Origin of the sequence: Pseudomonas sp. P42, assembly GCF_017973755.1 — a bacterium.
GTDB classification, from domain to species: Bacteria; Pseudomonadota; Gammaproteobacteria; order Pseudomonadales; family Pseudomonadaceae; genus Aquipseudomonas; species Aquipseudomonas iridis.
Genome location: NZ_JACOPU010000001.1, coordinates 937,627 through 951,082, shown reverse-complemented (window position 1 = coordinate 951,082; position 13,456 = coordinate 937,627). Strand labels below are relative to the sequence as shown.

General features: G+C 60.5%; 11 protein-coding genes. All 11 read right to left on the bottom strand.

The genetic code is table 11. From position 1 onward, the window contains the following. Window positions 1-48 precede the first annotated feature (48 nt). Window positions 49-1,554 (bottom strand): amidophosphoribosyltransferase, encoded by a 1,506-nt coding sequence (gene purF / locus H8B20_RS04245; RefSeq protein ID WP_042558616.1) that lies wholly within the window; start codon window positions 1,552-1,554, stop codon window positions 49-51. Window positions 1,555-1,595: 41 nt separating this feature from the next. After that, entirely contained in the window at window positions 1,596-2,156 is a 561-nt protein-coding gene (locus H8B20_RS04240; protein ID WP_042558615.1) for a CvpA family protein, read from the bottom strand. 98 nt (window positions 2,157-2,254) lie between these two features. Then, entirely contained in the window at window positions 2,255-2,905 is a 651-nt protein-coding gene (locus tag H8B20_RS04235; protein ID WP_210622433.1) for an SPOR domain-containing protein, read from the bottom strand. Continuing rightward, entirely contained in the window at window positions 2,889-4,196 is a 1,308-nt protein-coding gene (gene folC, locus H8B20_RS04230) for a bifunctional tetrahydrofolate synthase/dihydrofolate synthase (protein ID WP_210622432.1), read from the bottom strand. The genes H8B20_RS04235 and folC overlap by 17 nt, the downstream gene beginning before the upstream one ends. Continuing rightward, window positions 4,193-5,113 carry an acetyl-CoA carboxylase, carboxyltransferase subunit beta gene (gene accD / locus H8B20_RS04225; protein ID WP_042558612.1) on the bottom strand — a complete coding sequence of 307 codons (921 nt, stop codon included), beginning with the start codon at window positions 5,111-5,113 and terminating at the stop codon, window positions 4,193-4,195. Before accD ends, folC begins: the two co-directional genes overlap by 4 nt. Before the next feature lie 200 nt (window positions 5,114-5,313). Further along, on the bottom strand, window positions 5,314-5,934 hold the full coding sequence (locus H8B20_RS04220) for a phosphoribosylanthranilate isomerase (RefSeq protein WP_210622431.1): 621 nt from the start codon (window positions 5,932-5,934) through the stop codon (window positions 5,314-5,316). A 65-nt stretch (window positions 5,935-5,999) separates the two neighbouring features. Next, complete coding sequence (gene truA / locus H8B20_RS04215; RefSeq protein WP_210622526.1) at window positions 6,000-6,824, bottom strand: tRNA pseudouridine(38-40) synthase TruA; 825 nt, start codon at window positions 6,822-6,824, stop codon at window positions 6,000-6,002. Between the two features lie 226 nt (window positions 6,825-7,050). Continuing rightward, window positions 7,051-9,702, bottom strand: coding sequence for a motility hub landmark protein FimV (locus H8B20_RS04210; RefSeq protein ID WP_210622430.1), 2,652 nt, complete (start codon window positions 9,700-9,702; stop codon window positions 7,051-7,053). Window positions 9,703-9,911: 209 nt separating this feature from the next. After that, on the bottom strand, window positions 9,912-10,922 hold the full coding sequence (locus H8B20_RS04205) for an aspartate-semialdehyde dehydrogenase (RefSeq protein ID WP_042558608.1): 1,011 nt from the start codon (window positions 10,920-10,922) through the stop codon (window positions 9,912-9,914). A gap of 248 nt (window positions 10,923-11,170) precedes the next feature. After that, window positions 11,171-12,283 (bottom strand): aspartate-semialdehyde dehydrogenase, encoded by a 1,113-nt coding sequence (gene asd, locus H8B20_RS04200; RefSeq protein ID WP_042558607.1) that lies wholly within the window; start codon window positions 12,281-12,283, stop codon window positions 11,171-11,173. Window positions 12,284-12,349: 66 nt separating this feature from the next. Next, complete coding sequence (leuB, locus tag H8B20_RS04195) at window positions 12,350-13,432, bottom strand: 3-isopropylmalate dehydrogenase (RefSeq protein WP_042558606.1); 1,083 nt, start codon at window positions 13,430-13,432, stop codon at window positions 12,350-12,352. Window positions 13,433-13,456 lie beyond the last annotated feature (24 nt).

Sequence of the window (13,456 nt, the reverse complement as noted above, 5' to 3'; positions counted from 1 at the left end):
AAAGTCTTTTGCCAGATACAAAACCGGCCCCTCAGGGCCGGTAGAAACTCAGTTGTTGTACAGATCGATGATCGCACTGACCGCCTGGGTCTTGACCTTCGAGGCATCGTTGCGTGCCTGTTCGATCTTGTCCAGATAAGCCTCGTCGACGTCGCCCGTTACGTACTTGCCGTCGAACACTGCGCAATCGAAGTTTTCGATCTTGATCTTGCCGCCGCCGACCGCTTCGATCAAGTCAGGCAAGTCCTGATAGATCAGCCAGTCAGCACCGATCAGATCAGCCACGTCCTGAGTCGAACGGTTGTGGGCGATCAGTTCATGAGCGCTTGGCATGTCGATGCCGTAGACGTTCGGGAAGCGCACCGCAGGGGCGGCCGAGCAGAAGTAGACGTTTTTCGCGCCGGCTTCGCGGGCCATCTGGATGATCTGCTTGCAGGTGGTACCGCGAACGATCGAGTCATCGACCAGCATCACGTTCTTGCCGCGGAACTCCAGCTCGATGGCGTTGAGCTTCTGGCGTACCGATTTCTTGCGGGCAGCCTGGCCCGGCATGATGAAGGTACGGCCGATGTAACGGTTCTTGACGAAACCTTCGCGGAATTTCACGCCCAAGTGATTAGCCAGTTCCAGCGCAGCGGTGCGACTGGTGTCCGGAATCGGGATGACCACGTCGATGTCGTGCTCAGGACGCTCACGCAGGATCTTCTCGGCAAGCTTCTCGCCCATGCGCAGACGCGCCTTGTAGACCGACACGCCGTCGATGATCGAGTCCGGACGCGCCAGATAGACGTGTTCGAAGATGCACGGGGTCAGGGACGGGCTGGTCGCGCACTGACGGGTGTGCAGCTTGCCCTCTTCAGTGATGTAGACCGCCTCGCCCGGCGCCAGGTCGCGAATCAGGGTGAAACCGAGCACGTCCAGGGAGACACTTTCCGAGGCGATCATGTACTCGACGCCTTCGTCTGTGTGACGCTGACCGAACACGATCGGGCGGATGCCGTGCGGGTCACGGAAACCGACGATGCCATAACCGGTCACCATGGCCACTACTGCGTAACCGCCAACGCAACGGTTGTGCACGTCGGTCACGGCAGCAAATACGTCTTCTTCGGTCGGTTGCAGCTTGCCGCGCTGGGCCAGCTCGTGGGCGAACACGTTGAGCAGCACTTCCGAGTCGGAACTGGTGTTGACGTGACGCAGATCGGATTCGTAGATTTCTTTGGCCAACTGTTCAACGTTGGTCAGGTTACCGTTATGCGCCAGCGTAATGCCGTAAGGCGAGTTGACATAAAACGGCTGGGCTTCAGCCGAAGTCGAACTGCCCGCGGTTGGATAACGGACGTGGCCGATACCCATATGGCCGACCAGGCGTTGCATGTGACGCTGATGGAACACGTCACGCACCAGGCCATTGTCCTTGCGCAAGAACAACCGGCCATCATGGCTGGTCACGATACCGGCAGCGTCCTGGCCGCGGTGCTGGAGCACGGTTAGCGCGTCATACAGCGCCTGATTGACGTTCGACTTACCGACGATACCGACGATGCCACACATGCGACGCAACCCCTACTTAATGGATCTGAACTGAACGACACTCACTGCGGCGTTTTGGCCGACGGCAAGAGCTGTTCCTTGAACGGAATTTCAGCGGGTACGCTGATTCCGCTGGCAAGCCACTGACTGCTCCACCCAAGAATCAGGTTCTTGGACCAGTCGGCGACCAATAGAAATTTTGGCACGAGCTGTGACTCTTTCCACCACCCGTCCTGCTGTACCGGCCCCAGGCTCAACAGCCCGACTGCGACGACCACCAGCAACACGCCACGCGCCGCGCCGAAGGCCATTCCCAGAAAGCGGTCGGTCCCGGACAACCCGGTGACGCGAACCAACTCGCCGATAAGATAATTGATCATTGCGCCCACGATCAGCGTGGCGACAAACATGATGGCACAGCCCGCGATCACGCGAGCCGATGGGGTTTCGATGTATCCGGCGAGGTACTCGGACAATGAACCACCGAACATCCAGGCGACGACTCCTGCGATGATCCAGGTCACCAGCGATAATGCTTCTTTGACGAAGCCGCGGCTCAAACTGATCAATGCGGAGATGGCGATGATTGCAACGATCGCCCAGTCAACCCAGGTAAATGGCACAGTGCAGCCTACAGACGGATAAGGCGGCGCATTTTAGCAGAGCGCATGGCTGTCGGTAAGCTGCGATTTTCAGTGCATTTCAATCGAAACGATAGATCCTAGCCACGCTCGGGCTGGAAGCGCACGACAAAGCCCTTGAGCTTCTGCTGACGGCTCAAAAGATCACGCAGACGATCGGCTTCGGCGCGCTCGATCAGCGGGCCGACGAACACCCGATTCTTGCCATCGGCGGAACGGATGTAAGCGTTGTAGCCCTGGCTGCGCAGAGTTTTCTGCAGACTCTCGGCGCTGGCGCGGCTCGACAGGCTGGCCAGTTGCACCGACCAGCTTACCGACAGACCATTGGCGTCGACACGGCTCTGAGTGGTGTCAGGCTTGGTCGTCGCTGAAGCAATCGGCTGGGCAGGCGCAGGAATCGGCTTGGACACCGGCGGCGGCGCGGCAGGCTTGGCGATCTGGGCCGGCACAACGGGTGCCGGGGCGATCGGCGCAGAAGGCGCGACTTGCTCGGCGATTTCGTCATCGCTTGGCACGGGCTCTTGCGGCAAGGTTTGCGGCTCGGGAACGGCGACCGGTTCCAACTGCACTTGCGGCATGGCAGGCGCAGGCGGGGCAGCTGGGGCCTCGACGGTCACCTGGCGCTGTTCGTCCTGACGGGAAAACAGCATCGGCAGGAAAATCACCGCCAGCGCCACCAGCACCAGGGCACCGACCATGCGCTGTTTGTACGCTTTATCCAGCAAAGCCATTTGCCGCTTCCTCCGTGGAGTGCCGGGCCAACCATTCAAGGGCCTCGGCGACACAATAAAATGATCCGAACAACAGAATCTCGTCGTCGCTGGTTGCGACGGCGCACTGCCCTTCAAGTGCGGCGGCAACACTGTCGTAAGACGTGACCGACGCGCCAAGGTTCTGCAATGCCACCTGCAATTGCGCAACAGGGCGCGCACGCGGTGAATCCAGCGGCGCTACTGCCCAGTGTTCGACACTAGCACTCAACTCGCTGACAACACCATCCAGATCCTTGTCCGCCAGCAAACCAAACACCGCCAGACGCTTGCCGACCGGTGGCCGCGACGCCAGACGGCGAGCCAGATACTCCGCCGCGTGCGGGTTATGGCCAACATCCAGCAACAGATTCAGGCGCTTGCCATTCCACTCGAAGGAACGGCGATCCAGACGCCCGACAACACGCGTCGCCTGCAAGGCCGCCACAATCTGCTGTGCATTCCACGGCAAACCGAGCAGCAGATACGCCTGCAACGCCAGTGAGGCGTTTTCCATCGGCAGATCGAGTAGCGGCAAATCATGCAGCTCGACGACCTGGCCCTGCGCATCGGTACCGCGCCACTGCCAGTTATGGTCAGTGATGCCGAGATCGAAATCGCGTCCACGCAAGGAGAACGGGCACGCCAGTTCGCGCGCCTTGTCGAGCAACGGTTGTGGAGGATTGAGGTCGCCGCACAGCGCAGGCTTGCCCTGACGGAAGATCCCGGCCTTCTCGAAGGCTACGGATTCGCGGGTATCACCCAGATAATCGGCATGATCGACACCAATGCTGGTGACCAGCGCGATATCGGCGTCCACCACGTTGACCGTATCCAGACGCCCGCCCAGACCGACTTCCAGCACCACAGCGTCGAGCCCGGCCTGCTGAAACAGCCAGAACGCCGCCAGGGTGCCCATTTCAAAGTAAGTCAGGGAGGTTTCGCCGCGCCCGGCCTCGACCGCAGCGAAGGCTTCGCACAGCTGTGCGTCAGTGGCTTCGACGCCATTGAGCTGCACCCGCTCGTTGTAACGCAGCAGGTGCGGAGAATTGTAGACACCAACGCTCAGGCCCTGCGCCCGCAGCAACGAAGCCACGAAAGCGCAGGTCGAACCCTTGCCGTTGGTGCCGGTGACCGTGATCACCCGAGGCGCCGGCTGGCCCAGCCCCATGCGGGACGCTACCTGTTGCGAACGCTCCAGACCCATGTCGATGGCCGACGGATGCAACTGCTCAAGGTAGGCGAGCCACTCGCCAAGGGTGCGCTCGGTCATATGTTGGCAGGCACCGGCGGAACGACGATCGGCTCGATTGGCGCAGCAACGAATGTCGGCGTTGGCTTACCCGTCATTTGTGCCAGCAGGTTGCCCAGACGCGGACGCAGTTCCTGACGGTGGATGATCATGTCGATCGCACCGTGCTCCAGCAGGAATTCGCTGCGCTGGAAGCCTTCCGGCAGCTTCTCGCGCACGGTTTGCTCGATAACGCGCGGACCGGCGAAGCCGATCAGGGCCTTAGGTTCGCCAACAATCACGTCGCCGAGCATTGCCAGACTGGCGGAAACACCACCGTAAACCGGATCGGTCAGCACCGAGATGAACGGAATGCCTTCTTCGCGCAGACGCGCCAGCACGGCCGAGGTCTTGGCCATCTGCATCAGCGAGATCAGGGCTTCCTGCATGCGCGCACCACCGGAAGCGGCGAAGCAGATCATCGGGCAGCGGTTTTCCAGCGCGTAGTTGGCAGCGCGTACAAAACGCTCGCCGACGATGGCACCCATGGAACCGCCCATGAAGCTGAATTCAAACGCCGAAACCACTACCGGCATGCCCAGCAGGGTGCCGCTGACGGAAATCAACGCGTCTTTTTCGCCGGTCTGCTTCTGCGCAGCGGTCAGGCGATCCTTGTACTTCTTGCCGTCACGGAATTTAAGACGGTCAACCGGCTCCAGATCGGCGCCCAGTTCGTTGCGACCTTCGGCATCAAGGAAGATGTCGATGCGCGCACGTGCGCCGATGCGCATGTGGTGGTTGCACTTCGGGCAAACGTCCAGGGTCTTTTCCAGCTCCGGACGATAAAGCACAGCCTCACAGGACGGGCATTTGTGCCACAGACCTTCAGGCACCGAGCTCTTCTTGACCTCCGAGCGCATGATCGAAGGGATCAGTTTGTCTACTAACCAGTTGCTCATGCTTTCTTTCTCCAGTACCGGCGGCCCGAACGCTCTGGTTCGCAGCCCCGTGTATGCCCTTGAGCTAAATTCATGTGTGGCGATGATCAAGGATGGCCGGGTCAGAAAAACTGACCTTCGTACAACCCAAAAACCCTCAGCCTGTTTTCTACCAAGCTGTGGACGGCGGCAGTGTGCCAGCCGTCACATCATGCACAGGCCTAAATGCCCCTGACGGCGCCGATGAACGCCTGAACTTTTGCGTGATCCTTGATGCCTTTGCTCGCCTCGACCCCACCGCTGACGTCGACTGCGTAAGGTTTTACCCGAGCAACGGCGCCTGCGACGTTTTCCGGGGTCAATCCACCCGCCAGAATCAGCGGCTTGCTCAAACCTTGCGGAATCAATGACCAGTCGAACGCCTCGCCGGTTCCGCCGGGCACGCCTTCGACGTAGGTATCGAGCAGTACGCCACTGGCACTTGGGTAGGCATCGACAGCCGCGGCAATATCATCGCCGGCCTTGACCCGCAGCGCCTTGATGTAAGGACGATGCCAGCCTTCGCACTCTTCGGCGGTTTCGTCGCCATGGAACTGCAACAGATCCAGCGGCACGGCATCGAGGATTTCCCCCAACTCGCAGCGGCTGGCGTTGACGAACAGGCCCACGGTGGTCACAAACGGCGGCAATACCCTGATGATTTCCCGCGCTTGCTGCACCGATACTGCGCGCGGACTTTTGGCGTAAAACACGAATCCGATCGCATCAGCCCCGGCTTCGACGGCGGCCAGCGCATCTTCTATGCGGGTAATGCCGCAGATCTTGCTGCGAACGGCTGACATATCGAGAAAAACTCCGAGGCAGAATCCGGGAAAGTCCCGGATGGTAACAAAAGCGTTCGAGGGCGTCAGCCGTCAAGTTCGGAGAAACCCGTAAGGAAATGAGGACCGATAAAACGCTCGGGCAGCGGAAATTCGTCGTGGTACTCGACTTGCACCAGATACAAGCCGTAAGGATGCGCTGTCACGCCGCCAGACCGGCGCTCGCGACTTTCCAGCACTTCCTTCACCCACTCGACCGGCCGCTCGCCAGCACCGATGGTCATCAGGACGCCGGCGATGTTGCGCACCATGTGGTGCAGGAATGCGTTGGCGCGGATGTCGAGCACGATCATCTTGCCGTGACGGGTCACGCGCAGGTGGTGCATCTTCTTGATCGGCGATTTCGCCTGGCACTGGCCGGCACGGAACGCACTGAAATCGTGGGTGCCAATCAGATACTGCGCGGCTTCGGCCATGCGCTCTGCGTCCAGCGGGCGGTGATTCCAGGTGATTTCTTCATTGAGATGGGCCGGGCGAATCTGATCGTTGTAGATCACATAACGATAGCGCCGGGCGATGGCCTTGAACCGCGCATGGAAATGCGCCGGCATCACCCGCGCCCAACTGACACTGATGTCGTGAGGCAGGTTGATGTTGGCGCCCATTACCCAAGCCTTCAGCGAGCGATCGACCTGCGTGTCGAAATGCACCACTTGTCCGCAGGCATGCACACCCGCATCGGTACGCCCGGCGCACTGCAAGGAAACGGGCGCGTTGGCGACTTTCGACAAGGCTTTTTCAAGCGCTTCCTGCACCGTTGCCACTCCGGTTAACTGACGCTGCCAGCCACTGTAGCGCGAGCCTTTGTATTCAACGCCCAGCGCAACGCGGTAAAAGCCGTCGGGGGCCATTTCGGCGACCGGGTTATCTATGTTTGCCAAGGTGGGACAGCCTGCTGTTTTTGCAAAGGCGGGCATTATAAGGCCTCAAGATCAAAAGATCGCAGCCTTCGGCAGCTCCTACGCAAGAATCGGCGTTTTCCTGTAGGAGCTGCCGAAGGCTGCGATCTCTTGATCCAGTGAACCAAACAAAAACGGCAGCCTCATGGGCTGCCGTTTTTGTTTACAACTGAAACTACTACAGGCTCGAGAGCATGTCCTTGGCTTCGCCGCGCTGCTTCTCGTCACCCTCGGTCAACACTTCGTTGAGGATGTCGCGCGCACCGTCGCTGTCACCCATGTCGATGTAAGCCTGGGCCAGATCAAGTTTGGTGGCTGCTTCGTCGGTGCCCGCTAGGAAGTCGAAATCGTCTTCACCCAAATCATCACTCAGCGCCGCATCGGCCTCGGTGACCGTCGGCTCGGCGATGCTCTGCGACAGGCGATCCAGCTCGGCGTTGACGTCATCCAGCTCGGCGGCAAATGCATCAGGCTCGCCCGCCGGGTTGGAGTCCATCTCGTCAGCCAGCGACAGGTCGAAATCGGCTGGCAGCTCCAGGTCATCCTGCGGCAAATCGGCGACGACCGGTGGCTCTACCGGCGACAAATCCTTCACGCCGTCATCCAGATCCAGCAGGAAGTCATCATCGCCCAACGGTGCTGGAGCAGGAGCCGGCTCAGCGCCAAGGTCCAGATCCAGATCGAAATCCGACAGATCATCGAGGTTCTCTTTGATGTCGGTCTGCTGTTGCAGCACCGATTCAAAGCTCAGATCGTCGTCCGACGGGAACTCGTCCAGTTCGACAGGCGCTTCGGGTTCAACGATTGGCGCCGGTTCCACCGGAGTGATGTTGTCGAGATCGTCCAGACTCAGGTCGAACGCGCTGTCCAGATCGTCCGTTGCTGGCGACGGCTCAGGCGTTTCGGGCTCATCCAGCAGCAATTCCTTGACGTACTGGGCGTCCAGCTCGGCTGCAATGGCGGCGGCGGCCAAACCACCGGCAACCGCTACTGCCATGGCCGGGAAACGGCTTTTCAGCTCTTCGACCTTGGCGAAGTTGTCGCCATTGGCCACCAACTGACGCTCCTGGCCTACGAAAGCATCGCGATCACCCTGCTGACCATAGACTTCCATCAGCTTCAGACGCAGATCACTGCGCTGCGGCTCAAGGCTGATGCCCTCTTCCAGCAACGCAGCAGCCTGATTCAGACGCCCGGCGTTGATGTGCGATTGAGCCTTGTCGAGGACGTCATCGGAGCGCTCGCCTGCCGGGGCAACCAGCGGTGCAGCGATTGGCTCGGCCATGACGATTGGCGCCACAATCGGGGCGACTACTGGCGCAGGCGTTGGTGCCGGAGCCGGAGTGTTGAGTTTGACGCTCGCGGCCGGGGTTTCCAGACCTTCGAAGCTGCTTTCCGGCAGATCCTGTTCCGCTGAGAACTCTTGCTCCTCAGCCAGGGCGCGGGCCATGCGCACATGCTTCTCGGCTTCCTGCTGGGCTTTGCGGCGACGGGCCAGCAGCAACAGCAACAACAGCAAGATCACGGCACCGCCACCGACCAGACCCAGCAAGATCGGATTGGTCAGCAGTTCGTTGAAGGTTTTTTCGTCATCAGCGACAGGTGTGGTTTCGACCACCGGCTCGACCACTGGCTCAACTGGCGTCTCGGCCGGTGGTGCAATGGCGGACTCTGGTGTCGGAGCTGCTTCTGCCGGTGTCGCTGGCGGTGTGGCGGCCAACTCGGCAGTGATCGCAGGCACCGCCGGATTAGCGTCTGGCGCAGCGCCCGCCCCTTCGGCCTGCATCTTCGCCAATTGATTGTTCTTCAACTCGATCAGACGTTGCAGCTTGTCCAACTGACTTTGCAGATCGGTCATGCGGCTTTTCAGTTCCTCGTTGTCACGAAGGGTCGTGTCGAGGTTTTCCTGAGTGACCGCGAGCTTGTCGCTCAGGGCCTTGGCGTCGCCCGCCGGGCCTTTGCCACGCGCCTTGGCGCTTTCAGCAGAAACCAGGCTCAGGTTGTCTTGCGCGTCAGGCACAGCGCCCGTATTGCCGCGACCACGGTTGGTCGCATCGAGTTGCTGCTGACCGGTGCCAGGCTTGGCCACATAACGACGACCCTGACGCCAGGCTTCGTTTTGCGCTGCGACTTCAGCGATGGCCGCCGACTGTGGCAGCGCAGTGCTTTGCACCGAATCCGGAAGACGCAGGACCTGGCCGACTTTCAGGCGGTTGATGTTGCCGCCGATAAACGCATCCGGGTTCAACGCCTGAATGGCCAGCATGGTTTGCTGCACCGAACCGCCGTTACGGGCCTTCGCCGCGATTTCCCACAGGGTGTCGCGCGGGGTGGTGGTGTATTGCTTCGGGTGTGTGGCGCCGGTGGTCGGTGCAGTGATGGTTTGCGACGGCGCCGGTTGCGCAGCGGCGTCAGCGGTCTGCGGCGAAAACTTCGACGGATCCAGCAGTACGCTGTAATCGCGCAACAAGCGGCCATTTGGCCACATCACCTGGACGAGAAATTTCACCATCGGTTCCGACAGTGGCTTGCTCGAGGTCACGCGCAGAACGCTTTTGCCGCTGGCGTTGAGTACAGGGGTGAACGTCAGATCATTGAGGAAGGCCTGGCGGTCGACGCCGGCCTTGGCGAAGTCTTCCGGCGAGGCCAGGCTCGGCACCACTTCGGCAGCGGTGAGATCCTTGACGTCGAGCAGCTCGATTTCAGCCACCAGCGGCTGGTTCAGGGTCGACTTCAGGGTCAGCTCCCCGAGCCCGAGGGCATGCGCCATACCGGAGGACAGCGCCGAGGCGGCCGCTATTGCTAACACCAGTTTGCGAACTTGAACCATAGCCTCATCCTTTGTTTGAACGTTCCTCGGCCAGCGAGAAGATGTTGAATATCGCTGCCGTAAGGCATTGCGCGCGACGACGACAGACTGCCGCGCGCGATCATTTCTTTGATGCCCCGGAAAGTCCCGGAGGGTGACACGTTATCAACTGCTTCGGCCAAGCATAGCGCCCAGCTAGAATCAGTCGACAAATTGTTGCCAAGTATCTTTTACAGCAGGTCTTTTATCAACAACTCGGCAACCTGCACAGCGTTGAGTGCTGCGCCTTTGCGCACGTTATCTGACGTCAGCCACAAATTAAGTTCCGCCGGGTCATCGACGCCACTGCGAACACGACCGACATAGACCACGTCCTGCCCCACCGCGTCTCCGACTGCCGTCGGGTAATCACCCGCATCGACCAGTTCAATGCCCGACGCAGCTTCCAGCGCAGCATTGACCTTTTTCAGGTCGACGGCCTGCGCTGACTGCAAGGTCACGCTAAGGCTATCGCCAAAAAACACCGGGGCTTGAACGCAACTTGCGGAAATCTTTAATAAAGGCTGTGCCAGCACCTGACGCAACTCACGCACCAGGCGTTTTTCCAGCAGCGTATGGCCTTGCGCGTCAGGCGTGCCGACCTGGGCCAGCAGGTTGAACGCCATCTGCCGATCAAAAAACTTGGGCTCCAATGGGCGCATGTTCAGCAGCTCGGCGGTCTGGCGTGCCAGCTCGGCGACGGCTTCACGCCCCTGGGCGGAAACGGCCAGATTGGCGGTGACGTTGACGTATTGCAGATCGATCAGGTCAAGCAACGGCGCGAGCACCACGGCAAGCGTGGTCGCCGACGGGCTCGGGCTGCTGACCTGGAACGGCGCTTTCAAGCCGGCGAGCACATCAGCATTGGCTTCCGGCACCACTTGCGGCGCCTGATCGGCCGGCAAGGCGCCGGACAGGTCGATCAGCGAGCAACCGGCGGCGTGGGCGCGGGCGGCGTAGCTCAGGGTGATGGCTGGACCGGCGGCGAAGAACACCAGTTTGACCTTGCTGAAATCGAATTCGTCGACCTCACGCACGCGCACGTTCTTGTTACGGAACAGCACCGAGCTGCCGGCGGATTCGCTGCTGGCCAGCAGGTGCAGGTTGCCGATCGGGAAATTACGCTCTTCAAGAATCTGTACGAGGGTTTCGCCGACAGTACCGGTGGCGCCGATCACGGCAATATCAAGGGTCTGGGTCATGGTGCGGCCTCTGGCGAAACGGGGGGAGCGGCACTTTACCGGGTGACTGGCGCACAGGCAATTTCTGCCGGGGATTTGTGGCGCCTATAACGACCCCTTCGCGAGCAGGCTCGCTCCCACAGGTGAATGCATTCCAACGGTGGGAGCGAGCCTGCTCGCGAAGGCGCCAAATCAGGCAATCGAGAAATCTGAAGCATAAAAAAACCCGCGCCTCTCGCAAGGCGCGGGTTTTTCATTGCTTCAAACGATCAACGCTCAAGCAAAATCCGCAGCATGCGACGCAGCGGTTCGGCCGCGCCCCACAGCAGTTGGTCGCCGACGGTGAAGGCGCCCAGATACTGGGTGCCCATGTTCAGCTTGCGCAGACGACCGACCGGAACATTCAGGGTGCCGGTGACCTTGGTCGGGCTCAGCTCCTGCATGCTGATCTCGCGCTGATTGGGTACCAGTTTGACCCAAGGGTTGTGCTGGCTGATCAGCCCTTCGATGTCGGCGATCGGTACGTCTTTGTTCAGCTTGATGGTCAGCGCCTGGCTGTGGCAACGCATGGCGCCGATGCGCACGCAGATGCCGTCGACCGGGATCGGGCTCTTGAAGCGACCGAGAATCTTGTTGGTCTCGGCCTGGGCCTTCCACTCTTCGCGGCTCTGGCCGTTCGGCAGTTCCTTGTCGATCCACGGGATCAGGCTGCCGGCCAACGGCACACCGAAGTTTTCGGTCGGGTAGGCTTCGCTGCGCATGGCGTCGGCTACACGACGGTCGATGTCGAGGATCGCGCTGGCAGGATCGGCCAGTTGCTCGGCAACAGCGGCGTGGGTCGCGCCCATTTGCTTGATCAGTTCACGCATGTTCTGCGCGCCGGCACCGGAGGCCGCCTGATACGTCATGGCGCTCATCCACTCGACCAGACCGGCCTCGAACAGACCACCCAGGCCCATCAGCATCAGGCTGACGGTGCAATTGCCGCCGATGTAGTTCTTGGTGCCCGCATCCAGCTGCTGGTCGATGACCTTGCGGTTGACCGGATCAAGAATGATGACCGCGTCATCGTTCATGCGCAGGCTGGAAGCCGCGTCGATCCAGTAACCCTGCCAGCCGGCTTCGCGCAGCTTGGGGAACACTTCGCTGGTGTAGTCGCCGCCCTGGCAGGTAAGGATCACGTCGAGGGTCTTCAGCTCTTCAATGCTGTAAGCGTCCTTGAGCGGAGCAATGTCCTTGCCCACGGACGGGCCTTGGCCACCGACATTGGAAGTGGTGAAAAACACCGGCTCGATAAGATCGAAATCCTGCTCTTCCAGCATCCGCTGCATGAGCACGGAACCGACCATACCGCGCCAACCGATCAGACCTACACGTTTCATCGCAACTACACCTTCTTGAAAAGTGGGCCGCTGCTTTGTATTGAATTTCGCAGCGGGCCCGAGAGATTACAGATTCCGCAGCGCGGCGACTACTGCGTCGCCCATTTCCTGCGTACCGACTTTGGTGCAACCGGCCGAATAGATGTCGCCGGTGCGCAGGCCCTGATCCAGAACCACGCTGACGGCTTTCTCGATGGCATCGGCCGCGTCATGCAGATTGAAGCTGTAACGCAGCATCATCGACACCGACAAAATGGTCGCCAACGGATTGGCAATGCCCTTGCCGGCAATGTCCGGCGCCGAACCGTGGCAAGGCTCGTACATGCCCTTGTTGTTGGAGTCGAGCGAAGCCGACGGCAGCATGCCGATGGAACCGGTAAGCATCGAAGCTTCGTCGGAGAGGATGTCGCCGAACAGGTTGTCGGTGACGATCACGTCGAACTGCTTCGGTGCGCGCACCAGTTGCATGGCGGCGTTGTCGACGTACATATGGCTCAGTTCGACTTCAGGGTAATCCTTGGCGACCTGCTCGACCACTTCACGCCACAGTTGGCTGGAGGCCAGCACGTTGGCCTTGTCGACCGAGCACAGCTTCTTGCCACGCACCATGGCCATGTCGAAACCGACGCGGGCGATGCGGCGGATCTCGCTTTCGCTGTATGGCAGGGTGTCGTAGGCCTGACGCTCGCCGTTTTCCAGCGTGCGGGTGCCGCGCGGCGCGCCGAAATAGATACCGCCGGTCAGCTCGCGGACGATCAGGATGTCCAGGCCGGCAACGATTTCCGGCTTCAGGCTCGAAGCATCGGCCAGTTGCGGGTACAGGATCGCCGGACGCAGATTGCCGAACAGGCCCAGTTGCGCACGGATTTTCAGCAGACCGCGCTCAGGGCGGATGTCACGCTCGATGGTGTCCCATTTCGGGCCACCGACAGCGCCCAGCAGGACTGCATCGGCAGCGCGGGCACGGTCGAGGGTTTCGTCGGCCAGTGGCACGCCGTGCTTGTCGATGGCCGCGCCACCGATCACGTCATGGCTCAGCTCGAAACCCAGGCTGTACTTGTCGTTGGCCAGTTCCAGCACCTTGACCGCTTCGGCCATGATTTCCGGACCAATACCGTCGCCTGGGAGAATCAGAATCTGCTTGCTCATGCTTTCCTCGTGTCTTCAGTCGGT

Coding starts and splice junctions, on each gene's coding strand:
- purF (WP_042558616.1), bottom strand. CDS start 1,554: ATGTGTGGCATCGTCGGTATCGTCGGTAAGTCGAACGTCAATCAGGCG.
- H8B20_RS04220 (WP_210622431.1), bottom strand. CDS start 5,934: ATGTCAGCCGTTCGCAGCAAGATCTGCGGCATTACCCGCATAGAAGAT.
- leuB (WP_042558606.1), bottom strand. CDS start 13,432: ATGAGCAAGCAGATTCTGATTCTCCCAGGCGACGGTATTGGTCCGGAA.
- truA (WP_210622526.1), bottom strand. CDS start 6,824: ATGGCCCCCGACGGCTTTTACCGCGTTGCGCTGGGCGTTGAATACAAA.
- H8B20_RS04210 (WP_210622430.1), bottom strand. CDS start 9,702: ATGGTTCAAGTTCGCAAACTGGTGTTAGCAATAGCGGCCGCCTCGGCG.
- H8B20_RS04235 (WP_210622433.1), bottom strand. CDS start 2,905: ATGGCTTTGCTGGATAAAGCGTACAAACAGCGCATGGTCGGTGCCCTG.
- H8B20_RS04205 (WP_042558608.1), bottom strand. CDS start 10,922: ATGACCCAGACCCTTGATATTGCCGTGATCGGCGCCACCGGTACTGTC.
- folC (WP_210622432.1), bottom strand. CDS start 4,196: ATGACCGAGCGCACCCTTGGCGAGTGGCTCGCCTACCTTGAGCAGTTG.
- asd (WP_042558607.1), bottom strand. CDS start 12,283: ATGAAACGTGTAGGTCTGATCGGTTGGCGCGGTATGGTCGGTTCCGTG.
- accD (WP_042558612.1), bottom strand. CDS start 5,113: ATGAGCAACTGGTTAGTAGACAAACTGATCCCTTCGATCATGCGCTCG.